General features: G+C 73.1%; 22 protein-coding genes. 7 read left to right on the top strand and 15 right to left on the bottom strand.

The annotated features are described in order from the left end of the window. Nucleotides 1-7: 7 nt before the first annotated feature. A complete protein-coding gene (locus tag IE118_RS02955) occupies nucleotides 8-451 on the bottom strand; it encodes a MarR family winged helix-turn-helix transcriptional regulator (protein ID WP_189555632.1) in 444 nt (147 codons plus the stop codon). A 92-nt stretch (nucleotides 452-543) separates the two neighbouring features. Between IE118_RS02955 and IE118_RS02950 the strand changes: the two genes are divergently transcribed. The 3 genes from IE118_RS02950 to IE118_RS02940 are packed head-to-tail and all read left to right on the top strand — an operon-like array spanning nucleotide 544 to nucleotide 3023. Then, on the top strand, nucleotides 544-1566 hold the full coding sequence (locus IE118_RS02950) for an NADP-dependent oxidoreductase (RefSeq protein ID WP_189555631.1): 1023 nt from the start codon (nucleotides 544-546) through the stop codon (nucleotides 1564-1566). Nucleotides 1567-1614: 48 nt separating this feature from the next. Then, entirely contained in the window at nucleotides 1615-2412 is a 798-nt protein-coding gene (locus IE118_RS02945) for an EI24 domain-containing protein (RefSeq protein WP_189555630.1), read from the top strand. Then, nucleotides 2409-3023 (top strand): LysE family translocator, encoded by a 615-nt coding sequence (locus IE118_RS02940; protein WP_189555629.1) that lies wholly within the window; start codon nucleotides 2409-2411, stop codon nucleotides 3021-3023. The genes IE118_RS02945 and IE118_RS02940 overlap by 4 nt, the downstream gene beginning before the upstream one ends. Here IE118_RS02940 and IE118_RS02935 read toward each other — a convergent pair. The 3 genes from IE118_RS02935 to IE118_RS02925 all read right to left on the bottom strand — a co-directional run bounded on the left by IE118_RS02935 (nucleotide 2995) and on the right by IE118_RS02925 (nucleotide 6460). Next, nucleotides 2995-4245: a pyroglutamyl-peptidase I gene (locus IE118_RS02935; RefSeq protein WP_189555628.1), complete on the bottom strand. Its 1251-nt coding sequence runs from the start codon at nucleotides 4243-4245 to the stop codon at nucleotides 2995-2997. The two genes, IE118_RS02940 and IE118_RS02935, sit on opposite strands and share 29 nt — an antisense overlap. A 319-nt stretch (nucleotides 4246-4564) precedes the next feature. Beyond that, nucleotides 4565-5536 carry an aldose epimerase family protein gene (locus IE118_RS02930; RefSeq protein ID WP_189555627.1) on the bottom strand — a complete coding sequence of 324 codons (972 nt, stop codon included), beginning with the start codon at nucleotides 5534-5536 and terminating at the stop codon, nucleotides 4565-4567. 15 nt (nucleotides 5537-5551) lie between these two features. Continuing rightward, on the bottom strand, nucleotides 5552-6460 hold the full coding sequence (locus IE118_RS02925) for an SGNH/GDSL hydrolase family protein (protein WP_189555626.1): 909 nt from the start codon (nucleotides 6458-6460) through the stop codon (nucleotides 5552-5554). Between the two features lie 269 nt (nucleotides 6461-6729). On the opposite strand from IE118_RS02925, the gene IE118_RS02920 reads away from it, so the two are divergent. Next, complete coding sequence (locus IE118_RS02920; RefSeq protein ID WP_189555625.1) at nucleotides 6730-7224, top strand: DUF3145 domain-containing protein; 495 nt, start codon at nucleotides 6730-6732, stop codon at nucleotides 7222-7224. Between the two features lie 180 nt (nucleotides 7225-7404). Here IE118_RS02920 and fabF read toward each other — a convergent pair whose 3' ends face one another. The 5 genes from fabF to fasR all read right to left on the bottom strand — a co-directional run bounded on the left by fabF (nucleotide 7405) and on the right by fasR (nucleotide 12381). Beyond that, on the bottom strand, nucleotides 7405-8676 hold the full coding sequence (gene fabF / locus IE118_RS02915) for a beta-ketoacyl-ACP synthase II (protein WP_189555624.1): 1272 nt from the start codon (nucleotides 8674-8676) through the stop codon (nucleotides 7405-7407). Between the two features lie 113 nt (nucleotides 8677-8789). Beyond that, a complete protein-coding gene (locus IE118_RS02910) occupies nucleotides 8790-9038 on the bottom strand; it encodes an acyl carrier protein (RefSeq protein ID WP_004931691.1) in 249 nt (82 codons plus the stop codon). A gap of 79 nt (nucleotides 9039-9117) precedes the next feature. Beyond that, on the bottom strand, nucleotides 9118-10149 hold the full coding sequence (locus IE118_RS02905) for a ketoacyl-ACP synthase III (RefSeq protein ID WP_189555623.1): 1032 nt from the start codon (nucleotides 10147-10149) through the stop codon (nucleotides 9118-9120). A 22-nt stretch (nucleotides 10150-10171) separates the two neighbouring features. Further along, the gene (locus IE118_RS02900) at nucleotides 10172-11086 is read right to left on the bottom strand and encodes an ACP S-malonyltransferase (RefSeq protein ID WP_189555622.1); all 915 of its coding nucleotides are present in this window, start codon (nucleotides 11084-11086) and stop codon (nucleotides 10172-10174) included. Between the two features lie 89 nt (nucleotides 11087-11175). Then, the gene (gene fasR / locus IE118_RS02895; protein ID WP_189555621.1) at nucleotides 11176-12381 is read right to left on the bottom strand and encodes a fatty acid biosynthesis transcriptional regulator FasR; all 1206 of its coding nucleotides are present in this window, start codon (nucleotides 12379-12381) and stop codon (nucleotides 11176-11178) included. A 248-nt stretch (nucleotides 12382-12629) separates the two neighbouring features. On the opposite strand from fasR, the gene IE118_RS02890 reads away from it, so the two are divergent. Further along, nucleotides 12630-13289, top strand: a complete 660-nt coding sequence (locus IE118_RS02890; protein WP_189556060.1) for a pirin family protein — start codon at nucleotides 12630-12632, stop codon at nucleotides 13287-13289. A 75-nt stretch (nucleotides 13290-13364) separates the two neighbouring features. On the opposite strand, the gene IE118_RS02885 is transcribed toward IE118_RS02890, so the two are convergent. The 5 genes from IE118_RS02885 to IE118_RS02865 all read right to left on the bottom strand — a co-directional run bounded on the left by IE118_RS02885 (nucleotide 13365) and on the right by IE118_RS02865 (nucleotide 22162). After that, nucleotides 13365-14939, bottom strand: coding sequence for a S8 family peptidase (locus tag IE118_RS02885; RefSeq protein WP_189555620.1), 1575 nt, complete (start codon nucleotides 14937-14939; stop codon nucleotides 13365-13367). A 432-nt stretch (nucleotides 14940-15371) separates the two neighbouring features. Next, nucleotides 15372-18347, bottom strand: a complete 2976-nt coding sequence (locus IE118_RS02880) for a hypothetical protein (RefSeq protein ID WP_189555619.1) — start codon at nucleotides 18345-18347, stop codon at nucleotides 15372-15374. 2 nt (nucleotides 18348-18349) lie between these two features. Then, nucleotides 18350-20185: an HSP90 family protein gene (locus IE118_RS02875; RefSeq protein WP_189555618.1), complete on the bottom strand. Its 1836-nt coding sequence runs from the start codon at nucleotides 20183-20185 to the stop codon at nucleotides 18350-18352. 56 nt (nucleotides 20186-20241) lie between these two features. Next, nucleotides 20242-21222, bottom strand: coding sequence for a hypothetical protein (locus IE118_RS02870; RefSeq protein ID WP_189555617.1), 981 nt, complete (start codon nucleotides 21220-21222; stop codon nucleotides 20242-20244). Nucleotides 21223-21340: 118 nt separating this feature from the next. Further along, nucleotides 21341-22162 carry a serine hydrolase domain-containing protein gene (locus IE118_RS02865; protein WP_189555616.1) on the bottom strand — a complete coding sequence of 274 codons (822 nt, stop codon included), beginning with the start codon at nucleotides 22160-22162 and terminating at the stop codon, nucleotides 21341-21343. Between the two features lie 116 nt (nucleotides 22163-22278). Between IE118_RS02865 and IE118_RS02860 the strand changes: the two genes are divergently transcribed. Both IE118_RS02860 and IE118_RS02855 read left to right on the top strand, forming a co-directional pair. Continuing rightward, nucleotides 22279-22743, top strand: a complete 465-nt coding sequence (locus IE118_RS02860; protein ID WP_434100242.1) for a MerR family transcriptional regulator — start codon at nucleotides 22279-22281, stop codon at nucleotides 22741-22743. Then, entirely contained in the window at nucleotides 22740-23756 is a 1017-nt protein-coding gene (locus IE118_RS02855; protein WP_189555614.1) for an aldo/keto reductase, read from the top strand. The genes IE118_RS02860 and IE118_RS02855 overlap by 4 nt, the downstream gene beginning before the upstream one ends. 101 nt (nucleotides 23757-23857) lie before the next feature. On the opposite strand, the gene IE118_RS02850 is transcribed toward IE118_RS02855, so the two are convergent. Continuing rightward, a complete protein-coding gene (locus tag IE118_RS02850) occupies nucleotides 23858-24706 on the bottom strand; it encodes a DUF4429 domain-containing protein (protein WP_189555613.1) in 849 nt (282 codons plus the stop codon). Between the last annotated feature and the right edge of the window lie 8 nt (nucleotides 24707-24714).

The following is a 24714-nucleotide window of genomic DNA, read 5'->3' as shown; positions in this document are numbered from 1 at the left end:
GCGGCGGTCAGCCCGGGCTCAGCATGCGGCGCAGGGCGTCCCGCAAGGCCACCCGCTCCGGCTCCGACAGCCCGGCGAGCGGTGCGCGGGCGAACCGCAGGGACTCCTGGAGGCCGCGCGCCACCCGCCGCCCCTCGTCGGTCGCCGCCGCCAGCTTCACCCGCCGGTCCGCCGGGTCCGGGCGGCGCTCCGCCAGACCCCGTGACTCCAGGCGGTCGACGATGCCGGTGACGTTCGACGGCTCGCACTTCAGCCGCTGCGCCAGCTTGCGCATGGGCAGCGGCTCCAGGGACAGCAGGCTCAGCAGCCGCGCCTGCGCGCCGGTCAGGGCGTGCCCGGCGGCGGCCTCCTCGTACTCCTCGTGGTAGCGGGCCACCACCGCGCCGATGAGTTCGACGACCTCCAGGGTGAGGGCGTCGGGGCGGCTGGGCGTGTCGCGGGGTGTGGCCATGCTCTCCAGGGTACCCACTTGCTTGACATCCTGAAATATTCAGCCGCATGGTTGTTTCAGGTAATGAAGCATTTCCAGGAAGGTGCCAGCCCATGTCCGACGCCCCCACGCCCCCCGCCACCGGCCGCGAGTGGCACCTGCTGAGCCGTCCCGTCGGCTGGCCGAAGCCCGAGGACTTCGCCCTCGTCGAGGCGGAGGTGCCCACCCCCGGTGAGGGGCAGGTACTGGTGCGGAACGAGTACCTCTCCGTCGACCCGTACATGCGCGGCCGGATGAGTGCCGCCAAGTCCTACGTCGCCCCGTACGAGCTCGGCAAGGCCATGCAGGGCGGTGCCGTCGGCGAGGTCGTCGCCTCGAACGCCGAGGGGATCGCCGTCGGCGACCACGTCCTGCACTTCTTCGGCTGGCGCGAGTACGCCGTCGTGGACGCGAAGAACGCCGTCACGGTGGACCCGGACGCCGCGCCGCTCTCGACGTACCTGGGCGTGCTGGGCATGACCGGGCTCACCGCCTACGCCGGCCTGCTGCGCACCGCCTCCTTCAAGGAGGGCGACTCCGTCTTCGTCTCCGGTGCCGCGGGCGCCGTCGGCAGCCAGGTCGGGCAGATCGCCAGGCTCAAGGGCGCCTCGCGGGTGATCGGCTCCGCCGGCTCCGACGAGAAGGTCAAGCTCCTCGTCGAGGAGTACGGCTTCGACGCCGCGTTCAACTACAAGAACGGCCCCGTGAGCGAGCAGCTGCGCGCCGCCGCCCCGGACGGGGTCGACGTGTACTTCGACAACGTGGGCGGCGACCACCTGGAGGCGGCCATCGGGTCGCTCAACCGGGACGGCCGCATCGCGGTCTGCGGAGCGATCTCCGTCTACAACAACACCGAGCCGGCGCCCGGCCCGAAGAACCTCGCCCGGCTGATCCAGACCCGGGGCCGCATCGAGGGCTTCCTCGTCGGCGACCACTACGACCTCCAGCCGCAGTTCGTCCAGGAGGTCGGGCCCTGGGTCCGCTCGGGCGAGCTGAAGTACCGCGAGACGGTCGTCGAGGGCATCGAGAACAACCTGGAGGCCTTCCTCGGGGTCCTGCGCGGAGACAACACCGGAAAGATGATCGTCAAGCTCTGACGGACGGCTGCCCGAACCACCCCGCCCACCCCTCGATACAGTGCTCCCATGCGCGATCTAGGGGTGGGTTTCCGGTACTTGCTGAAGGGCCAGAAGTGGGTGGCCCGGCACGGCAAACAGTACGGCTTCGGCCTGCTCCCTGGCCTGGTCACCCTGGTCCTCTACGCGGCGGCGCTGATCGCCCTCGCCCTCTGGGGCGCGGACTTCGTCACCTGGGCCACCCCCTTCGCCGACGACTGGCCGAGCCCCTGGGACGGCCTGTTCCGCGGCTTCCTCACCGCCGTGCTGTTCGCCCTCGGCCTCCTGCTGTCGGTGATCACCTTCACCGCGATGACCCTGCTCGTCGGCCAGCCGTTCTACGAGAGCCTCTCGGAGAAGGTCGACCGGGACGTCTCGCCCGACGGCACCGCCCCCGAGTCCGGCCTGCCCCTGCTGCGCGAACTGTGGATCTCGGGCCGGGACAGCCTCCGCATCGTCGCCCGCGCCCTCGTCTGGGCCGTGCTGCTGTTCGCCCTCGGGTTCGTCCCGGTGGCCGGCCAGACCGTCGTCCCGGTGATCGGCTTCTTCGTCACCGGGTTCTTCCTCACCGAGGAACTCACCGCCGTCGCACTCCAGCGCCGGCGGATCGAACTGCGCGAGCGGCTCGGGCTGCTGCGGTCCCGCAAGACCCTCGTCTGGGGCTTCGGCACGCCCCTGGCCGTCGCGTTCGTCGTCCCCTTCGTCGCCGTGTTCCTGATGCCGGGCGCCGTCGCCGGGGCCACCCTCATGGCGCGCGACCTGCTCGGTGAGGAGACGGCCGGCCCCGCCGCGCCGGCCGGGCCCGAGGAGCTGGGCGTCACCCCGTGACGGAAGTCCTCGCCGTGGCGGTCATCACCGTCCTCGCGGTCGTCGCCCCGGGCGCCGACTTCGCCATGGTGGTGCGCGGCAGCTACCTCCACGGCCGCCGCACCGGACTCCTCGCCGCCGCCGGCGTCGCCGCCGGCGTCCTGGTGCACGTCACCTACACCATGCTCGGCGTGGGGCTGCTGATCGCCTCCTCCGCCTTCCTGTTCACCGTCGTCAAGCTCGCGGGCGCCGCCTACCTCGTGTACATCGGTGTCCGCACCTTCCGCACCCGCACCGAGGTCACCGTCGACCTGGACGAGGGGAACGGACTGACGCCCCTCGCCGCCCTGCGCACCGGCTTCCTCACCAACGTGCTCAACCCGAAGACGACCCTCTTCGTCGTCTCCACCTTCGCCCAGGTCGTCAGCCCCGCCACCCCCGCCCTCCAGCAGGTGGGCTACGGCCTGTTCATGTCATTGACCCACCTGCTGTGGTTCGGCGTCGTCGCGGTGTTCTTCTCGCACGACCGGATGCGCACCCTGATGCTGCGCGGCCAGAAGGTCCTCAACAAGGTGATCGGGTCCGTCCTGGCCGGTCTCGGCGTCAGCCTCGCGTTCGCTCCGTCGCACTGACCGCCACCGTCACGATCGACCGCACCTGGGAGATGATGTCCAGCCGGTTCCGTACGAACTCGGGATCGGTGATCGCGGTGGTGTTCCCGGCCCCGAACTGCAGGACGGGCGTGTGCACGTGCCCGCCCGGCAGCTCCTCGCGCAGGCCCAGCCGGTCACGCAGCAGCGTCGCCCGGTAGGCGATCTCGTTGGACAGGTAGTCCCCGCCGCCCCCGGCGCGTGCGGTCGACCCGGGGGTGGGGCCCTGGGGCCGGACCACCGGCTCGGTGCCGCCCGCCGGGATCTCCGTCACGCTCGTGTTGTCGTACACGGGGAACCGTCCGGTGTCCGCGGCGACGATCTCCGCGTACGGCAGCGTGGTCGACGTCCACTGCGGCTGCGAGGCCGGGTCGGTCACCGGGACCGTCTCGGGGCGGCCGGTGTTCTCGTTGTCCCCGAAGCCGCCCCGCCAGGCCCCGTTGGTGCGCTCGATGTCGAACCGGCCCACCCGGCCCTGGCTCACCGTCGTGAACAGGTCGGCCTGCGGCAGCCGGTGCCGCAGCGCCCGCTCCACCGCCTGCGCGGTGAAGTCCCGCCAGCGCACCGGGAACACGGCCGTCTCGATCCGTGCCGGACCGTCCGGGGTGTGGATCACCGTGCCGTCCAGGGCGAGCGCGACGGCGCCCGACGGGTTGGAGATGCGGATGTCCCGGTCCAGGGTGAACGGGTCGAACCCGGTCACCAGCACCCGCTTCATCCCCTTGCCGCGCGGGAACCCGGTGTCGTCCTGCCCGCGCGAGCCGCGCTCCAGCTCGTCCAGCAGCCGCGCCCGCTGCTCCTCGTCCAGCCGGAAGCCCGGGTCCCAGGCGCGCAGGGCACGCGTCATGCCGAGCCGCGCCCAGTACAGCGGCCGGTCGTCGTCCCGGCTCAGGTCACCTGCCGCCGGGCCCCGCCCCTGCGCCCGGTCGACGGCCCGGCGCCAGAGCTCCGCCCCCGCGCGTGAGACCGTGCGCCGGGCCCGCTCGTAGGAGTGCGCGCGATCGAGAGCGCGGGCGAAGTCCGCCGCCACGGTGTCGAACCCGGAACGGCGGAGGATCTCCTGCGGGACGGCCCCGTCCAGCCGGAGCTCCTCGACGGTGGGACCCGGCGGCGCCTCGGCGGCGGTCGCGGTGGTCGTGGGCGAGGTGAGACCCGTCAACAGGGCCAGGCCGATGGCGCCGGTGCGAACACGGAGGGATATCAAGGGAGTCGGGGCCTTCCGTCGTCGTGGGGTACGGGTTGGATGCTGGAGGCCGCAGTATCACCCGCCCGGAGCGGACCACGCCATGGGGCGCGAGCGTGCCCGTTCCGGCCCGCCTCCGGGGACCGGGACGGAGGTCGTGGCCGGGTGGGGGCACCCAGGGAAAAGATGTGAAAGGTTCGTACGGGATTGAAGCGGGCAGTCTCTTCGAGGGCCGCCGGACCCCGGCAGGGATTACCGTCGGATCCGGGAAGTGCCCGCATGAGCAGCCCCGGCCCGGGACCCTGACCCCGGACCGGGGCTCATGCGTGCGGGGAGGCGGTCACCGCACCGAGAAGCCGTACACCGTCTCCGAGCGGTACACCTCGCCCGGCCGGAGTACCGTGCTCGGGAACTCCGGACGGTTCGGCGAGTCGGGGAAGTGCTGGGTCTCCAGCGCGACGCCGGCCCCGGGCAGGAACGGCTCCCCGATGTGGTCCGCGGTGTAGAGCTGCATCCCGGGCTCGGTGGTCGCCACCGTCAGCACCCGCCCGGACGCCGGGTCGTACAGCTCGGCCACCTCCACCGGGGTCCGGGTGACCCCCTTGTCGAGCACGAAGTTGTCGTCGTACCCCGTCCCGGTCCTGCGGGCCTCGCGGAAGTCGAAGCGGGTGCCGGAGACGTCGGCGAGCTCACCGGTGGGGATCAGGTCCGCGTCGGACGGGGTGTAGCGGGACGCCGCCAGCCGCAGCTCGTGCCCGGCCGCGCTGCCGGAGCCGGACAGGTTCCAGTACGTGTGGTTGGTCAGGTTGACGTGCGTCGGCGCGCCCGTCGCCGCCTCGTACGCGATCCGCAGCGCCCCCCGCTCGTCCAGCGCGTACGTCACCGCCACCTCCAGGCGGCCCGGGAAGCCCTCCTCGCCGTGTCCGGCGACCAGGGTGAGGCGCACACCGTGCTCGACCGGCTCCGCGTCCCACACCCGCTTGTCGAAGCCCCGGGCGCCCCCGTGCAGCGAGTTCGGCCCGTTGTTCGGTTCCAGCGCGTAGGTGCGCCCGTCCAGGGCGAAGCGCGCGCCCGCGATGCGGTTGGCGTACCGGCCGATCAGGGCGCCCAGGAAGGGCTCCGGGTGCCGGAGGTAGCCGTCCAGGCCGGAGAACCCCAGCACCACGTTGCCGGCACGCCCGTCCCGGTCCGGCACCTCGACGTCCTGCACGATCCCGCCGTACGTCAGGATCCGTACCCGCACGCCCGCCCGCCGCAGGGTCCAGCGGTGCACCGCCGCGCCGTCGGAAAGTGTGCCGATGAGTTCGTTCATGTGCGGAACGATAGGTCACGGCTCCTGGGCCGTGACCGTCCGGTGGGCGATCCCGGCCAGCTCGGACTGCCCGTCGATGCTGGGATGGAACCAGTCCCAGCGGCTCAACTGCCCGGTGCCGAAACGGTAGTCGTGCACCGCACCGCCGTCGGAGCGGCACCGGCGGTCCTCGGCGCAGACCTCCTCCAGCACCTCGTTGTACTCCCGCACCCGCTGGTGCACCGTCTCGCGCCGCTGCGTCGCCGCCGCGTCCATGGCGTCCGCGTCGGCCAGCATCGACGGGCAGATGCCCAGCTTCCACACCTGCTTGCCCAGCGCGTTGGTCCGGCCCTCGGACCACAGCCGCTTCAGGTCCGGCACGCTCGCCACGTACACCTGCGCCTTCGGCAGTGCCTCGCGCAGCGTGCGCATCGTCTCCCGGAAGTCGGCACGGAAGTCCGCCACCGGCGTCATCGCCGCGGTGGTCTCCCGACAGGCGTCGTTCGCCCCCGCCATCACCGTGACCAGCTCCGGCGAGCGCCGCACCGCCCGCGCCATCTGTCCCGGCAGATCCGCCATCCGGGCCCCGGTCACCGCGTAGTTCCAGCTCCGCGCGGCCGCCTGCGTCCGGCCCAGCAGCCGTACCGCGAGACTGTCGACCTGCTCACTGCCGCCCGTCGCCCACGACACCTCCGGACAGTCCGTCAGCACCGCGCAGGCGTCGAACCCCGTGGTGATCGAGTCGCCCACGGCCGCGACCGAGTCCGGGCCGGTGTCCCACACGGGCGTCGGCTTCGGGGACGGCCGCCCCTCCTTCGCCGCCGTGCCGGAGGGCGCGGGGGAGCCGCCCCCGACCGCGTCGCAGCCCGCCACGCCGAGCGTGGCGGCCGCCACCACGGCCGCCACGGCCCGCGCCCGGGCCACCCTCCGCGTCGCCTGCTCCATCCGTCGCCTCCCCGCGCCGTACCGTTCTCCGTCCCCAACCCTTAACAACGCACGGGAGTTCCCGCCCGTCCGCGGCGCCCGTGCGAAAGCAACGTCCCCCACCCGTACAGGCGTCCTGCCGGGTGAAAGGCGAGCGTTTCCCGGCACCGGGACGGACGGTACGTCACACTCCTTGCGCCGTCGCACGGTAGCCTCGCCATCAACGCGGCCCGCGCGGGCCGCGGCCGTTCCGCCCGATCGAAGACGACCCGCTCAGCCCGGAGGTTCCGGTGACGACTCGTGGAGTTCTGTACGTGCACTCCGCGCCCCGCGCGCTGTGCCCGCACGTCGAGTGGGCCGTCGCCGGGGTGCTCGGCACGCGCGTCAGCCTGGACTGGATCCGCCAGCCCGCGGCCCCCGGCACCTGGCGCTCGGAGTTCTCCTGGCAGGGCCAGCCCGCCATCGCCTCGAAACTCGCCTCCGCGCTGCGCGGCTGGCAGATGCTGCGCTTCGAGGTCACCGCCGAGCCCTTCGCCACCACCGAGGGCGAGCGCTACAGCTGCACGCCCGACCTCGGCATCTTCCACGCCGTCACCGGCGTCCACGGCGACATCCTCATCCCCGAGGACCGCCTGCGCGCCGCCCTGGTCCGCTCCCGGACCGGTGAGACCGACCTGGAGGTGGAGATCGCCAAGCTCCTCGGCAAGCCCTGGGACGACGAGCTGGAACCCTTCCGCCACGCAGGCGAGGGCGCCCCGGTCCGCTGGCTCCACCAGGTCGTCTGAACGCAACCCCCGTGGTTCCCCGCGCCCCGGAGGGCCGCGGGAAACCGCGCGCGCCACCACGACACACCCGCACCGCCCCCCACCCCGCAGCGCCCCCGCAGAACCCCCCGCAGCGCCCCGAACGGCAAAGGGCCCCCACCCCCGAAGAGGTGAAGGCCCTTCAGCCCGCCGACGCGCAGGTCACACGGACCGGAACGCCAGCACCACGTTGTGTCCACCGAACCCGAACGAGTCGTTCAGCGCGGCGATCCGCCCGTCCACGGGCAGCTTCCGCGCCTCGCCCCGCACCACGTCCGCGTTCGCCTCGGCCTCGGGGTCGAGGTTCTCGACGTTGATCGTCGGCGGGGCCACCCGGTGGTACAGCGCCAGCACGGTGGCCACCGACTCCACACCGCCCGCGCCACCGAGCAGATGCCCCGTCATCGACTTGGTCGCGGACACCGCCATGTGGTCCGCGTCGTCCCCGAACACCTTCCGCAGCGCCTTCAGCTCGGCGATGTCCCCCGCCGGCGTCGACGTGGCGTGCGCGTTGACGTGCACGATCTCCGCAGGATCCAGGTCCGTGCGCTCCAGCAGGTTCTGCAGGGCGTGCGAGATGCCCCGCCCCTCCGGCTCCGGCTGCACGATGTCGTGGGCGTCGGCCGAGATGCCCTGACCGACCGCCTCCGCGTACACGCGGGCGCCGCGCGCGGCGGCGTGCTCGGCGGACTCCAGCACGACGACACCCGCGCCCTCGCCCATGACGAAGCCGTCACGGCCGGTGTCGTAGGGGCGCGAGGCGCCCGCGGGGTCGTCGTTGTTCTTCGACATCGCCATCATGTTGCCGAACGCGGCGATCGGCAGCGGGTGGATCGCCGCCTCCGTACCGCCCGCGACGACCACGTCGGCGCGCCCGGTGCGGATCATCTCGATGGCGTAGCCGATGGCCTCGGCGCCCGACGCGCACGCGGAGACCGGGGTGTGCACACCCGCGCGGGCGCCCACCGCGAGACCCACGTTCGCGGACGGGCCGTTCGGCATCAGCATGGGGACGGTGTGCGGGGAGACCCGGCGTACGCCCTTCTCCTTCAGCACGTCGTACTGGTCCAGCAGCGTCGTCACACCGCCGATGCCGGAGGCGATGACCGCGCCGAGGCGGTCCGGGTCGACGCTCGGGTCCTCGCCGGCCTTCGCCTCGAAACCGGCGTCCGCCCAGGCCTCCTTGGCCGCGATCAGCGCGAACTGCGCCGAGCGGTCCAGCCGGCGGGCCTGCGGCCGGGGGATGACCTCGGTGGGCTCCACGGCCACCGGGGCCGCGATACGGACCGCCTGGTCGGCGGCCCACTCCTGCTCCAGGAGCTTGACGCCGGAACGTCCGGCGATCAGGCCCTCCCAGGTCGAGGCTGCGTCGCCACCCAGCGGTGTGGTTGCGCCGATACCGGTGACGACCACGGTGCGATTGGTCGGGCTCATCGGAATTCTCTCTCCAACGGATCTACGAGGATTCGTACGGCGCCACCGCCGGGTGGCGGGGCCGGGGCACCCGGCCCCCGGGCCTCCCGTACGGACGGAAGGCCCGGCAGGGCTCAGGCCTGGTGCTTGAGGATGTAGTCGGTCGCGTCGCCGACCGTCTTGAGGTTCTTGACGTCGTCGTCCGGGATCTTGACGTCGAAGCGCTCTTCGGCGGCGACGACGACCTCGACCATGGACAGCGAGTCGACGTCCAGGTCGTCGGTGAAGGACTTGTCCAGCTGGACGTCCTCAACCGGGATGCCGGCGATCTCGTTCACGATCTCCGCGAGACCGGCGACGATCTCTTCCTGAGTGGCGGCCATGATGGCGCTCCTTCGTTGTGATTCCAGGGATGTGACGGTGGTGCATCGCGTACCGGACCGATGATCCGGCACGGAGTGCCTAGGGGAGGGTAACGACCGTAGCGGCGTAGACGAGACCCGCCCCGAAGCCGATGACGAGCGCGGTGTCGCCGCTCTTCGCCTCGCCGGTCGCCAGGAGCCGCTCCATCGCGAGCGGGATCGAGGCGGCCGAGGTGTTGCCGGTGGTGCGGATGTCACGGGCGACCATGACGTGCTCCGGCAGTTTCAGGGTCTTCACCATCGAGTCGATGATCCGCACGTTGGCCTGGTGCGGGATGAAGACGTCCAGGTCGTCCGGGCTGATCCCGGCCGCGTCCAGCGCCTGCTGGGCGACCTTCGCCATCTCGAACACGGCCCAGCGGAACACCGCCTGGCCCTCCTGCGTGATCGCGGGGAACTTGACGTTGCCCTCGCTGTCGAGGGGCAGCTCGGAGACGTCACCGCTCCTGAAGCGGTCCCACGGGACCGTCTGCTTGATCGTCTCGGACTTGTCGCCCTCGGAGCCCCACACGGTCGGGCCGATCGCCGGCTCCTGGGACGGGCCGACCACGACCGCGCCCGCGCCGTCGCCGAAGAGGAACGCCGTGGCCCGGTCCTCCAGGTCGGTCAGGTCGGAGAGCCGCTCCACGCCGATGACGAGGACGTACTCCGCCGACCCCTCCACCACCATGCCCTTGGCCAGGGTCAGCCCGTAGCCGAAGCCCGCGCAGCCCGCCGAGATGTCGAAGGCCGCGGCCTTGTCCGTGCCCAGCTTGTCGGCGATCTCGGTGGCGACGGCCGGGGTCTGGCTGAAGTGCGACACCGTCGACACGACGACGGCGCCGATCTGCGAGGCGTCGATGCCGGCGTCCGCGATGGCCTTGCCGGAGGCCTCGATCGACATCGCCGCCACGGTCTCCTCGGGGGAGGCCCAGTGCCGGGTCTCGATGCCGGAGCGGGACCGGATCCACTCGTCGGACGAGTCGATCGTCTCCAGGATCACCTCGTTGGGCACGACCCTGGTGGGACGGTAGCCGCCCACGCCGAGGATGCGCGCGTACGGGGCGCCCTTGCTGGGCTTGATCTTCGCCATGCGGGTCGGCTCCTTAGGGCGGTCAGGCGGTGTGCTCGGCGACGAGCTCGCGGGCCGCGTCGAGGTCGGCGGGGGTCTTCAGGGCGAGCGTCCGCACGCCGGGCAGCGCGCGCTTGGCGAGACCGGTCAGGGTGCCGCCGGGGCAGACCTCCAGCAGGGCGGTGACACCGAGCTCCTTGAAGGTCTCCATGCACAGGTCCCAGCGGACCGGGTTGGCGACCTGGCCGACCAGCCGCTCCAGCACCTCGGCACCGGAGGCGACCGTCCCGCCGTCCCTGTTCGACACGTAGGTGAGCTGGGGGTCGCCCGGCGTCAGCGCCTCGGCCGCCCGCGCCAGGGTGTCCACCGCGGGGCCCATGTGGTGGGTGTGGAAGGCACCGGCGACCTGGAGCATCACGACCCGGCGCACGCCCTCGGGCTTGTCCCCCTCCAGTGCGGCGAGCTGCTCCTTGGTGCCGGCCGCGACGATCTGGCCCGCGCCGTTGATGTTCGCCGGGGTCAGGCCCAGCTTCTCCAGGTGCGCGACGGTCGCCTCGGGGTCGCCGCCGAGCAGCGCTGCCATGCCCGTCTCGGTGACCGCGGCGGCGTCGGCCATGGCCAGACCCCGCTTGCGGACCAGGGACAGCGCGGCGGTCTCGTCGAGCACGCCCGCGAGAGCGGCGGCCGTGATCTCACCGACGCTGTGACCGGCGACGGCACCCGGTGCCACCTCCCCGAGCGCGGAGGCGGACAGCAGCCCGGCCGCGACCAGCAGCGGCTGGGCGACGGCCGTGTCACGGATCTCGTCCGCGTCCGCCTTGGTGCCGTAGTGGACGAGGTCGAGTCCGATGGCGTCCGACCACGCGGCGACGCGGTCGGCGGCACCGGGGAGTTCGAGCCATTCAGTCAGGAAGCCGGGCGTCTGGGCGCCCTGGCCGGGAGCGACGAGTACGAGCACTCTCACACTCTCTCTTGGGGACGGCCACGGCCGCCCGTGAGGACAAGGACGAAGAACAGCAGGGGGTTTTGTGGAGCCCCCACAAAAGGCTAGGGCTGAAGATCGCCATCGACCAGGCGCCCCAGGATGAGCGCGATCCGCAGCGTGAACGCCGAGCGTACATCGGAGGGTGACCATCCGGTGACGTCTGTCACACGTCGGAGCCGGTAACGCACGGTGTTGGGGTGCACGAACAGCATGCGCGCCGCCCCTTCGAGGCTGCTGGCCTGTTCGAGATACACGCTGAGCGTCTCCAGGAGCGCGGCCCCGGCCTCCTCCAGCGGTCTGTAGATCTCCTCCACCAACTGCTCGCGCGCGGAAGGGTCTCCGGCGATCGCCCGCTCCGGGAGCAGGTCGTCGGCCAGTACCGGGCGGGGGGCGTCCTGCCAGGCGGAACAGGCCTTGAGGCCCGCCGCGGCGGCCTGCGCGGACCGGGTCGCGGCCAGCAGGTCCGGCACCACCGGGCCCGCGACCACCGGGCCGGCCGCGTACGGTCCGATCAGCGACTTCGCGACGGCCAGCGGGTTGTCGCTGCCGCCGGCGATCACCACGAGCCGGTCCCCGAGCACCCCGGTCAGCACCTGCAGCTTGGCGTGCCGGGCCGCCCGCCGGATGGCCTCCACGGTCAGTTCGGAGTCGCCGTCGGGCGCGGTGCCCAGCAGTACGCACACGTGGTCGGGCGAGTTCCAGCCCAGCGCGGCGGCCCGCGACACGGCGCCCTCGTCGGCCTCGCCGCTGAGCACGGCGTTCACCACCAGCGACTCCAGGCGCGCGTCCCAGGCACCGCGTGCCTCGGCGGCCTGCGCGTACACCTGGGCGGTGGCGAAGGCGATCTCCCGGGCGTACACCAGGAGCGCCTCGCGCAGCACGTTCTCGTCGCCGGGAGCCGCCACCTCGTCGATGGCGGACTCCATGACCTCGATGGTGGTGCGCACCATCTCCACGGTCTGGCGCAGCGTGATCGCCCGGGTCAGCTCGCGCGGCGCGGTGCCGAACACGTCGGTGGAGATGGCCTGGGGGGCGTCGGGACGCCGGAACCATTCGGTGAACGCGGCGATGCCCGCCTGTGCGACCAGACCGATCCAGGAACGGTTCTCCGGGGGCATGGCCCGGTACCAGGACAGCGTCTCGTCCATCCGCGCGATCGCCTGCGCGGCGAGACTCCCGGACGACTTCTCCAGCCGCTTCAGCGTCGCGGCATGCGGGTGGGCGGGACGTGCGGCGGGCCGGTGGGTACTGGTTTCGGGTTCGGGCACGGGGACAAGACTGCCTTATCGGGACGGCCGCGCGTGTCGCAGGGTCAGGCCCTGCCCGCCGGGTCACGCCGCAGACGCGGGGTCCGGCACGCGCATCCGCGGCGTTGTCGTCAGTTGTCGATGCTCCGCATCGACGCCTTCCTCCGCCTTGCGGCTGCACGCACCGGACCCCGCTCACCGGCGTCGATCCGTTGCTGTCGCCTCACTGCGGCCTGACCCGCCGGGCAGGGCCTACGGTGGACTCCGTGATGGACGTACGGCGCTCCGGCGAGCGCTATCGGGGCGGCGATCCGGCGGCCGGGATCGAGACCCGCCATGCCTTCTCCTTCGGGTCGCACTACGACCCGGACAACCTGCGCTTCGGCGCGGTGATCGCCTGCAACGAGGAGCGCCTCGCGCCCGGCGCCGGCTTCGGCGAGCATCCGCACAGCCACACCGAGATCGTGACCTGGGTGGTGGAGGGCGAGCTGACCCACCGCGACTCCACGGGCCGGGAGACGGTGGTCCGCCCCGGGGACGTCCAGCGCCTGAGCGCCGCGTCCGGCGTCCGCCACGTGGAGCGCAACGACGGCTCCGTCCCCCTCGTCTTCCTCCAGATGTGGCTGGCCCCCCTCGAACCGGGCGGCGAACCGTCCTACCAGGTCGTGCGGGGCATCGCCGACTCCACCCCGTACGCCCTCCCGGAGGCGGGTGCCATGCTGCACGTGCGCCGGCTGGCGGCGGGGGAGCGGACGGCGGTGCCGGACGCCGCGTACGTGTACGTCCACGTGGTGCGCGGCGTGGTGACCCTGGACGGCGAGGACCTGGGCCCGGGCGACGCGGCCCGCCTCACGGGCACCGAGGACGTCGCAGCGGTCGCCGCGGACGCGCCGGCGGAACTGCTGCTGTGGGAGATGCGGGGAGCGTGAGCCGCGCCCGGCGGCCGTCCGCCCCGGCGCGGTGGACCGTGCCGGGGCGGGGGCGTGCGGAGGGCGACCGGGGCGTCAGAAGGTCAGTCCCCAGCTGTTGATGTAGCCGGTGTCGCCGGCGTAGCCGTCGGTGACGCGGAGCTTCCACGTGCCGTTGGCCACCTCCGAGGAGGCGTTCACGGTGTAGGTGGTGTTGATGTTGTCCGCGGAGCCGCCGGTGCCGGACGCCTTGAGGGTGTAGAGCGAGCCGTCGGGGGCGACCAGCTGGACCGTCAGGTCACCTATGTAGGTGTGGACGATGTTCACCGGGACCTGGAGGGCCGACGGGGCGTTGCCGGAGACGCCGGTGACCGTGATGGGGGACTCGACGGTCGTCCGGTCGCTGATCGTGTGGTCCGTGGAGTTGGTGAAGGTCTTGCCGGGCGGCGGGGTGGTGCCGCCGTTGCCGCCGGTGTACAGCAGGCGGTTGGGGGAGCCGGTGCCCGGGCCGGTGACGGCGCCGGGGACGGAGCTGTTGATCAGCGCGGAGGCGACCTGGGCGGGGGTGGCCGACCGGTTGTCCGCCAGGTACAGCGCGGCGGCGCCCGCCACGTGCGGGGTGGCCATCGAGGTGCCGGAGATGGTGTTGGTGGCGCTGTCGCCGGTGTGCCAGGCGGAGGTGATGGACGAGCCCGGGGCGAAGATGTCCAGGTTCGAGCCGTAGTTCGAGTAACTGGCGCGGGCGTCGGTGCTGGTGGTGGCACCGACGGTGATCGCCTCGGACACGCGGGCCGGCGAACCGGTGGCCGTGGTGGACTCGTTGCCCGCGGCGACGGCGAAGGTGACGCCGGCGGCGATGGCGTTGCGCACCGCGGTGTCCAGGCTGGTGCTGGCGCCGCCGCCGAGCGACATGTTGGCTACGGCGGGGAGGACCGCGTTGTCGGCGACCCAGTCGACGCCCTCGATGACGCCGGCGGTGGTGCCTGAGCCGTTGTTGTCGAGGACGCGGACGCCGACGATGGACGCCTTCTTGGCGACGCCGTGGGCGCTGCCCGCCACCGTGCCGGCGACGTGGGTGCCGTGGCCGTTGCCGTCCTGGGAGACGTTGTCGCCGTCTACGGCGTCGTAGCCGTTGCGGGCGCGGCCGCCGAAGTCGCTGTGGGAGATGCGCACACCGGTGTCGATGATGTACGCGGTGACGCCCTGACCGGCCGTGTCGTCGTACGTGTACGAGCCGCTGAGCGGCAGCGCGGTCTGGTCGATGCGGTCCAGGCCCCAGGACGGCGGGTTGGTCTGCGTCGCCTGCGTGGTGAAGGTGCGGTTCTGCTCGACCAGGGCGACCGACGGGTCGGCGGCCAGCCGGGCGGCCTCGGCCTCGCTGGCCTCGACGGTGTAGCCGTTGAGGGCCTCGCGGAAGGTGTGCTCGACCTCGGCGCCGTGCTTCCTGGCGACGCCCTTGCCCTGGGTGGAGGCGGCGTCGGTGCCGGACTTCAGGGTGACGATGTAGCTGTCCTGGACCGCGTTCGGCGCGTCCGCGTGGGCGATCGCCCCGACCGCGGGCTCGGCGGCGTGCGCGGGCAGGGCGCTGAGCAGACCGCCGGTGAGAGCGGCCGCGGCGACGGAGCCGACGCCGACGATCGATCTGCGCTTGGCGTTTCGCTTCACTGCCATCTGAGGGTTCCTCCTCGACAGGTGGGGAGTGTGGGGGATGCGCGCCCTTGGGGAGGCGCACGGAGCGAACGCCCGTACCGGGTCACCGGCACAGGCGTTAGTCAGGTACATGCCAAACACGGACGCTGTGGCCGTGATCGCGTTTCCCTGTCGCCAGCCGAAAGATTGAACGGTCTACGCGGATTGCACAAGGGGTTCGGAGGGGCCGTAACGTCCGTGCCACACGGGCGAAATGACACAAGGTCATCAACCGGTACAGATACGCTGGGTAAACGAGATCACCGTCACAGTCGTCGCGGCGAACCGCGTCGGCGCACGTCACGTCCCCTTCGCACCGGTCCGTGGCGCGTGGCCCCATCTGCGGCACCGGCGACCGTCCCGTCACGCGGAGTGTCCGGTGCCGGGGTCCTCACCCCGGCACCGGACACCGCTTCAGTCCTCCTCGCGGAGCCGGTCCGCCAGGGCGGTCAGCGACTCCGCCTCCTCGGTGCGGCCGAGCCCGGTCAGACGGGTCACCGCCGCGTCGAGGCGGGTGAGCGCGGGGGCGGTGCGTTCCAGGTAGATGCCCTCCACCACGCCCGCGAGCCGTACGGACTCGGCCCACTCCCCGGCCAGGTCCGGGTCCGCGCCCGGGTCGCCGAGCAGACCGAGGGCCTTCTCCAGCGCGGCCAGCGCCTCCTCGTACGCCCCGCCGTACGCATTGACCCTGCCGTGCTCGTAGGCCAGGGCGGCGTCCAGCGGGCGGCCGTGCGCCTCGTACCCGGCGGTGCGGGCCTCGTCGGCGATCCGGCCGGCGTCGTCGAGGAAGGCGCGGGCCGCGGACAGGCCCTCGGGCCCCTGCTGCTGGGCCTGGAGACGGGCCAGTTCGCGCAGCGCGTTGCTCAGGTGCTCGAAGCGCGGATCGCGGGCGTGCGCGGCGAGGGCCTGGTCCACGGCCGCGCGGGCCCGGTCGAACTCACCGGACTCACCGAGCAGCACGGCCGTCTCGGCGGCGATCATGGCATGGCTGCCCGGGTCGTCGTCCCAGCCGGCCGACTCGGCCGCGAGGGCGATGAGCTCCGCCGTGGCGGCCTTCACGTCCTCCCCGGCACGCAGCGCGCGGGCGCGGGTCAGGCGGAGCTGGGCGACGAGCCGGTCGTCCACCTCCCCTGCGGTGACGTCCGGCTCGGCGAGCAGGGAGTCCAGCAGGGCGATGCAGTCCTCGACGCGGCCCAGGTCGAGGCTGAGCCGGGCGGCGCTGTCGTAGGTGCAGTACGCGTCGATCCGGTCGCCGTCGCGCAGTTGCAGCTCCGCCGCGCGCGTCAGGTGCCGCAGCGCCTCCTCGGGGCGGCCCAGGTGCATGCACGCCTCCGCCAGGTCGGAGTGCAGGCGGTCGGCGTCGAAGGGGTCGTCCGGCCACTCGGCGGCCACCCGCAGGCCCTCGCTCAGCTCCGCGTACGCCGCCTGGGCGTCCCCGAGACCGAGCTGGATCCGCCCGCGCAGGGCGAGGACGCGGGGCAGGTGCCAGGCCGGTCCGTGCGTCTTCAGCCGCTCCAGGAGCTCGCCGGTACCGGCGAGCGCGGCGGGCAGGTCGCCGGCCAGGGCGTGGGTGGTGGCCCGCAGCAGCCGGGCTCCGGCCGCCTGCCCGGCGACGCCGTGCCGGGTGGCGAAGGCGTCCAGCAGGTCCACCTCGGCGAAGACGGCGGCGACGTGTTCCTCGCTGCGCGACTCCTGCAGACGCAGCCCGAGCGCGGTCGCCCGCGCCCGCAGCAGGCGCGCCTCCTGGTACGGGGCGAGCCCGGACGTCTCCTCCTGCAACCGGACCAGGGCGGCGTGAGCGGCGGTCAGCGCCGCCACCCTCGCCCCGCCGTCCCGGCCGGCATCCGCCACGGGGCCGTCCTGCGCCCCGTCCCCGGGCGCCTCCCCGGGCAGCCCGGCGGCGGCCAGCAGGGCACCGGCGCGGGCCAGGGCCGCGTGGCCCGGGAGACCGGCGTCGTCGTACAGGCCCGCGGCCTCCTCGTGCAGGGACACGGCGTCGGCGTACTCCTCCCGCTCGCCCGCCCGGCTCGCCTCCTCCTCCAGCAGGTCCGCGCGCAGCCGTACGACCGGGCCCACGGCCGGGTCGTCGGGGTGGACGTAGCCGCGGGCGGCGACGAGCGTGCGCAGCCGCGCCCAGCAGGCCCGCGCACCCGGGTGGCCCTGCTCGTCCAGCTCCCGTGCGCGCGCGACGAGTTCGGGCAGCGACTCGGGCAGGACGGCGGTGGCCGCCGGCGCGGGCACGGAGCCCGCCGCGGCCGGGACCACGTCGTCCAGGCCGCGGGCGCGCAGGGTCAGCTCCAGGGCGTCCAGCAGCGGGGCACGGTCCAGGCGGGCTCGCCGGCGGCGGGCGTGCGCGGTGGTGCCGTTGCGGGCGTCGAAGCGGGCGGCGAGGTCGTCGGCGCGCTCCCGCACCTCGGCGCGCAGCGCGGCCACCGTCCAGGCGCGGCCCGAGAAGCCGGCGGCGGGCAGCTCACCGTGACCGAGCCCCTCCACCCGCCCCAGCAGGACCTCGGTACCGGTGAGGAAGTCCAGCAGTTCGCGCGGCGACTCGACCTCGTCGAACAGGGTCCGGTTCTCGGCGAGCAGTTCCAGACCGCGCGCCTCGTTGCCGGTCAGCGCGCAGAACTCCAGGTGCCGTCCGACCTCCCCGGCCATCGAGGGGTTGCGGCGGCACGCGCGGTACCCGGCGAGGTGCAGCGCCCGCGCCTCGTCGGTCCGCCCCGCCCGCAGTACCGGCAGCAGCGCGTACGAGATCGAGCGGGCCGGCTCCTCCTGGCAGGACTCCTTCCCCGCCAGCACCGGCTCCCAGGCGCGCAGCGCGCGTTCGTCGTCGCCCGCCGCCAGGTGGTACAGGGCACGCTCGCAGATCTCGCAGGCCTCGCAGTCGCTGAGCCGGGTGCGCGTGCGGCCCGCCCACAACTCGTAGGCCAGGGCGGTGTCCTCGCCCACGTGGGCGGCGAGCTGGTAGGCCTGCCCGTAGTAGGGCTGGAGTTCCAGGCCCGCCTTCTCGTACCGGTCGCGCATCTCCGTCAGCCACTGGTGCAGGCCGGCCAGCGGTATCTCGGGCAGCGCGCGCAGGGCGTTGGCGACCCACTTGAACCGCCAGAACAGCATGTGCCGCAGCCGTGCGTCGAAGGCGTCGGGCTGCTCGTCGAACAGGGTGAGCAGCCGGGCGAAGACGACCGGCGACTTCCGCGGTTCCGAGCCGTAGGTGTAGGCCTCCTGGAGTTCGAGGAGGGCGTGGATGAGCGGCACCGGCTCGCCGAACTGCTCAGCCGCTTCGACGAGTTCCTCGGCGGTGACGGTGCGGGTGCGGCCGTAGGGGCGCTCGTCGTTCGCCTGGAGTGCCTGGTACAGCTCGTCGGTCGTCTGGGGTGCGGTCGTCGGCATCGTCAGCTGTCCTTGCGGAGGGCGTGGGCGAGAAGGTCGAGGAAGGAGCGGTTGATCAGGCTCGACTCGGCGGGCCGGAGCGGACGCCGGGACAGCAGCGCGGCCTGCCCGTAGAGCGCCTCGGCGCTGGTGCGGGCCAGCTCGGGCTCGTCGATGGCGACGGCGGTGCGCACCAGCGGGTTGAGCTGGTTGAGGATGAGCTGGGCGCGCGGTGCCTCCTGGCGCAGGGCGCCCAGGATGTCGCCCCAGATGCCGCCCTCCTGTTCCCGGGCGAGCTGCGAGCGGGTGCGCTCGTGCCGGGCCTCCCGGCTGTCCACCAGGAGCGCGGGCGCGGAGGCGGGCTGGAAGGTGCGCAGCGCGACGTCGCAGTCGAACACGGCGAGGGCGTCGCGGGCCAGCGCGAGGTAGGCCGCGGCGGCCAGCTCCGTCTCCCGGTCGACGGGGTCGAGGTGGGCGGTGAGGGTCGCCGGGTCCAGGTCGGCGACGGCCACCTCGGGCCGGATCTCCGGCAGCCGGTGCACCAGCCGGTGGTCGTAGGTGTAGCCGCCGTTGACGACGCCGAGCCCGGCGGCCGAGGCGATCGCCGCGACCTGGCGGAACTCCTCCACACTCGAGGTGACCAGCACGGTGCGGTGGGTGCGCGCGAACTCGTCGAGGGTGCAGTGCCCGTCGGTGGTCTCGAACGGCAGCCACGGCAGCAGCATCCGCAGGATCTCGTCGTCGTGCACCGCGAGCGACTTCACGGCCAGGTGGTGGACCTGGAGGAAACGGCCGAGCAGCTCGGGGTCGCTGGCGGCGGCCCGGGCGATCCACGCGCGCAGCCGCTCGGCGAGCGCGTCACGGACGGCGGCGAGGGTGTCGTCCTCGTAGAGCGACTCGCGGGACGCCGTGGGCCGCAGGCTCTCCGCGTCGACCACGCAGCGCACGAAGAACGCCCACTCGGGCAGGATCTCCTCGGCCTGCTCGGACAGCAGCATGCCCTTGACGTGCACCCGGTGGCCGTGCCGCCGCCCGGCGGGCACCGCCTCGGGCAGCACGCACGCGATGCCCTTCAGGCCGACGGCCGGCAGGTCCAGCTCCACGGTGTCCAGCGGCGCGAACCCGAAGACCTCCTCGCCGTACGCGGCCAGCGCGCGGGAGCGGGCACCGGGCGTCGGGTACGTACGCTCCCAGGGCGCCGCCTCCGGGTTGACCGGGGTGTCCGCGCCGCCGCCGGTGCCGTCGGAGAAGGTCACCGGGTGGCGCAGCAGCGAACCGAAGTGCCGTGCCAGGGCCTGCACCCGCGCCGGCCGGGTCCACTCGCCCGCGTCGGCGCGCGGGGTCAGCGTGACGGTGGTGCCGGGCCGGGGGCGGGCCGAGGCGGGCAGGCTGCGGACGGTGTAGCTGCCGTCGCCGCGCCCCCGCCACTCCACGGCGGGCGCGTCGGGCGTGCGGGCGGAGCGGCTCAGCACGTGGATCTCGTCGGCGACGAGGAAGCAGGACAGCAGGCCGATGCCGAACTGGCCGATGAAGTCGCCGCGTTGTTCGGCGATCTTCTCGGCGCGCTTGCTGCTGCGGCCGATCGTGGCGAGGAAGGTGTGCACATCGGCCTCGGTGAGGCCGACACCGTCGTCCTCGACGCGGACGACGGTCCCGTCGGCGTACAGACGGATGCCGAACGACCCGGCGGGGGCGGCGGGTTCGAGGGTGTGCCGGGCGGTCAGCGCGTCCACCGCGTTCTGCAGGAGTTCACGCAGGTAGACGCGGGGGCTGGAGTAGAGGTGGTGGGAGAGGAGGTCGACGAGGCCGCGCAGATCCACCTGGAAGGTGCGGTCGGCGGTGTTCTCGGGCAGGGTCATCGGCGGTCCGGGTGTGAAGGCATGCGACGGGCGGGGGAAGAGGGGGGAGCCGGGGCTCAGAAGGCCTTGCGGAAGCGCGTGTACGCCTTCCGCGGCTCGGACATGAACGTCCACGGCCACTCGGTGTACACGCCCTCCAGTTCGCGGAACACGTTCGAGGCCGTACTGCTCCCGGCCAGGGAGAGGGCCATGGCGAACATGTTGTAGTCGCCCTGCCAGCCCAGGCGGCGCCCGTAGGCGGGGTGCAGGATGCTGCGCTCCGCCGCCTGCCTCAACTCCGTCCGGATCCCGGGCTGCTGAAGGCAGGCGCTGTCGTCGGACTCCACCCACTCCTCGACGTACGCCATGGCGACGACACAGCCGAGCCGGTGGCCGTCGGGTGCGGCGGCGAACGCCGCCCGGGCGAACTCCAGGGCTTCCCCCGCCTCACCGCCCCAGCGGGGCTGGAGCTGGGACAGCCATTCGAGGTGAACCTCCAGGTCGAGCGGGTCGCGCCGCAGCGCGGCGTCGCGCCGGGTCTCCGCGACCGGGCGGCCGAGCGACATGCCGCGCGCGGAGGTGAGCAGGTGGCGCCACGGCGTGATCCAGTCCGGGCGCAGCTCGGCGGCCTCGAACAACTGCTGCTCGGCGACGCGGAGCCGCTCGTGGAAGATCTGCCACTGCTCGCGGGTGACGTCCACGGCACGCGCGCTGGTCCGGGCCTCCCAGCCCCAGTTGATGTGCCGCGCCCCGGATATCAGCAGGGCCAGGGCCCGGTGCTCCTCGTCCTCCTCGACGGCGCGGCCGATCCACTCCTGCACCCCGTCCAGGACGGCCAGCTGACCGAGGACCTGATGGTCACGGCCCAGGTCGAAGGGGGCCAGGGCCGTCCTGACCGCTCCCCAGTCACCCGCGTCCGCGGCCTCCACGGCCGCCAGCACCCGCGTGTCCCCGAGCGCGCGCAGGGCGTACACCCCGCTTTTCCTGCGCGGCGCCGGGAGGGCGTACGGATCCGCCTCCGGTCTGTCCCCGGTCCTGCCGAACACCTTGCCGAACATGTCGCGCCCTCCCCTGGTCCCCGTGATCGTCCGGCGCATCATAGGGCGCCCCACCGACATCGAATCCACAGGGTTTTCACGGGGACTTCACGCCGGGCGGGCCGGCCGCGGGCCGTGGTCAGCCGCGCAGCTCCGCCAGCACCGCGTCGGTGAACGGCGGCCACGCCTCGGACGCCCACGGCCCGAAGGCCCGGTCGGCCAGCGCGACGCACGCCGCGCCCGCGTCCGGGTCGATCCACAGGAACGTGCCCGACTGGCCGAAGTGCCCGAAGGTGCGCGGTGACGAGGAGGCGCCCGTCCAGTGCGGCGACTTGCCGTCCCGGATCTCGAAGCCGAGCCCCCAGTCGTTGGGGTTCTGGTGGCCGTAGCCCGGCAGGACGCCCTTGGTCCCCGGGTACTGCACGGTCATCGCCGCCGCCACCGTGCGCGGGTCAAGCAGGCGTGGCGCCTGCACCTCGGCGGCGAACCGCAGCAGGTCGTCGACCGTGGAGACGCCGTCCTTCGCCGGGGACCCCTCCAGCGAGGTCGCCGTCATGCCCAGCGGCTCCAGCACCGCCTGCCGCAGGTACTCGGCGAACGGGATGTCCGTCGCCTTGGCGACGTGCTCTCCCAGCTGCTCGAACCCGGCGTTGGAGTACAGCCGCCGCTCACCGGGCGCCGAGGTCACCCGGTGCTCGTCGAAGGCCAGCCCGGAGGTGTGCGCGAGCAGGTGCCGCACGGTCGAGCCGTCCGGGCCCGCCGCCTCGTCCAGCTCGATCGCGCCCTCCTCGTACGCCACCAGCACGGCGTACGCGGCGAGCGGCTTGGTGACCGAGGCCAGCGGGAAGCGGTGGCCGGCCGGCCCGTGGGTGCCCGGGACGGTGCCGTCCGCCCGTACGACACCCGCCGCGGCGGTGGGAACCGGCCAGTTCTCGATCAGCGCGAGGCTCTTCAGCGACATGCCGTCGAGCCTAAGCGCTCGGCGCTCCCGCTCCGGCAAGGGGCCCCTCCGTCCGTTTCCGGCCCGTGCCGCTTGCCTGGAGTGCACTCCAGCGTTCTAGCGTGGGGGACATGACGGTGACGGGGACGGAGACGACAGGGGCGGGCGCCGACAGCTGCGCCGGACCGCCGCAGGGGGACCGCAGGCCGGACGGCGAGGACAGGTACACGATCAGCGAGGTCGTCGCCCTCACCGGGCTGACCGCGCACACCCTGCGCTGGTACGAGCGCATCGGACTCATGCCGCACATCGACCGCTCGCACACCGGTCAGCGGCGCTACAGCAACCGCGACCTCGACTGGCTCGCCCTCGTCGGCAAGCTCCGCCTGACCGGTATGCCGGTCGCGGACATGGTGCGGTACGCGGAACTGGTCCGCTCGGGCGACCACACCTACACCGAGCGCTTCGAGCTGCTGGAGCGGACCCGCGAGGACGTCCTGTCCCGGATCGCCGAGCTCCAGGGCACCCTCGCCGTACTCGACCGGAAGATCAGCTTCTACGCGGACGCGGGGCGGGCCCTGGCGTCGGAGAGGACACGATGACGGACAACCGGATCGCGACGGCGGCGCTGGGCGCCGGCGGCCCCGCGGTGGGGGTGCAGGGCCTCGGCTGCATGGGCATGAGCTTCGCCTACGGTCCGGCGGACGCGGACACCTCCCGGGCCACCCTCGAACGGGCCCTGGAGCTCGGCGTCACGCTGTACGACACCGCCGACGCGTACGGCGACGGCGACAACGAGCGCTTCCTCGCCCCGTTCCTCAGGGCGCACCGCGACGAGGTGGTCGTCGCCAGCAAGTTCGCCCTGTCGATCCCGCCGGACGAGCCGGACCGGCGGATCATCCGCAACGACGGGCCCTACATCCGGCAGGCCGTCGAGGCCAGCCTGAAGCGCCTGGACGTCGACGTGATCGACCTCTACTACATGCACCGGCGCGATGTGAACGTGCCGATCGAGGAGACCGTCGGCGTCATGGCCGAGCTGGTGCGCGAGGGCAAGGTCGGGCAGCTCGGCCTCAGCGAGGTCACCGCGGACGAGCTGCGCACCGCGCACACCGTCCACCCGATCGCGGCCGTCCAGTCCGAGTGGTCGCTGTTCAGCCGGGACATCGAGGCCGGGGTCGTACCGGCCGCGCGTGAGCTGGGTGTGACTCTGGTCCCCTACTCCCCGCTGGGCCGCGGCTTCCTCGCCGGCTCCTTCGCCGACGCCGACCAGGACCTCACCGCCGGTGACTTCCGCCGCCGGATGCCCCGCTTCACGGGCGCCAACGCGGCGGCCAACGCGGCCCTGCTGGAGCCGGTCCGCACGGTGGCCGGGGCCCACGGCGCCACCCCGGGCCAGATCGCCCTGGCCTGGGTGCACCGACGGGCCGCCGTCCACGGCCTCCCGGTCGTGCCGATCCCGGGCACCCGCAGGCCGGCCCGCGTGGAGGAGAACACCGCGGCGACCCGCATCACCCTCACCGAGGAGGACCTGGCCCTCCTGGACCCGATCGCCGCTCAGGTGGCCGGCACCCGCTACGCCGACATGACGTTCACGTCCGCCGGACGGGAGTGAACCCGACGGGCGGCCGTCCGACGGCCGGCCGCCCGGCGGCGGACGCTGGAGCTCCGCCGACGCTGGAGCCAGCTCCGGACCACGCTGGAGCTCCGACCACGCTAGAGCTCCGACAACAGCTCCGCCTTCTTGGCGGAGAACTCCTCGTCGGTCACCAGCCCGGCCTGGTGCAGTTCCCCCAGGTGGCGGATCCGCTCGGCGATGTCCGCCGGATCACGCCGCGCGGGCGCCGCAGGCACGGGCACCGGCGCGCACGCCCGGACCGCCGCCAGCACCGCTCCCGCGAACGGCAGCGACTCGTGTACCGGCCCGTACCCCAGCCCGAACACCACCGCCGCCGGATCCTGGTCGGCCTGTCCCGCCTGCCCGGTCCCCGCGTCCCGCCGCAGCAACCGCAGGTGCCCCTCGAAGACCTCCGGCGAGCGCCACTCCACCCCGCTCAGCTCATCGATCGGGAACCGCTGGTCCCCGGCCTTCCACTTGGCCGACGACGCGCCCGTCCAGAACCAGCGGAAGGACACCGCCTTACCGTCGAAGCTCGCCTTCCCGTCGTACGCCTTGAACCGCAGCGGCACCTCGGGCGCGGCCACCAGGTGGCGTTCGGCGGGTCCCGACTCGGTGAGCCGCGCGCGCAGTTCGTCGGCGTAGTACTCGGCCAGCGTCTCGCGCTCGGCGGGCAGCACCAGCCGGTAGGGGTCGCTGCTCTCCTTCAACTGCCCGGCGGCCGCCTCCAGGAGCGGGTCCGCCCCCGGCCGCAGCTCGGCACGGAGCACGACCGTGCCGCGCCTGCCGGGTATGAGGGTGACGCCCTCGATCGCCTCCAGCGGCACCCGCCGCTCCCCGAGTGCCTGGAACAGCTTCGGAGTCCGGATCCCCCGCTCGTAACGGATGAGCACGGAGTCGGACTCGAACTCCCAGGCGGCATGAAATCCAGCCAGTACGTCACCCATGCGGCTCA

It is taken from the genome of Streptomyces pilosus (genome assembly GCF_014649835.1).
GTDB lineage: Bacteria > Actinomycetota > Actinomycetes > Streptomycetales > Streptomycetaceae > Streptomyces > Streptomyces pilosus.
Note: the sequence above shows the minus strand (reverse complement) of the source record. Positions and strands in the feature narration are given on the sequence as shown.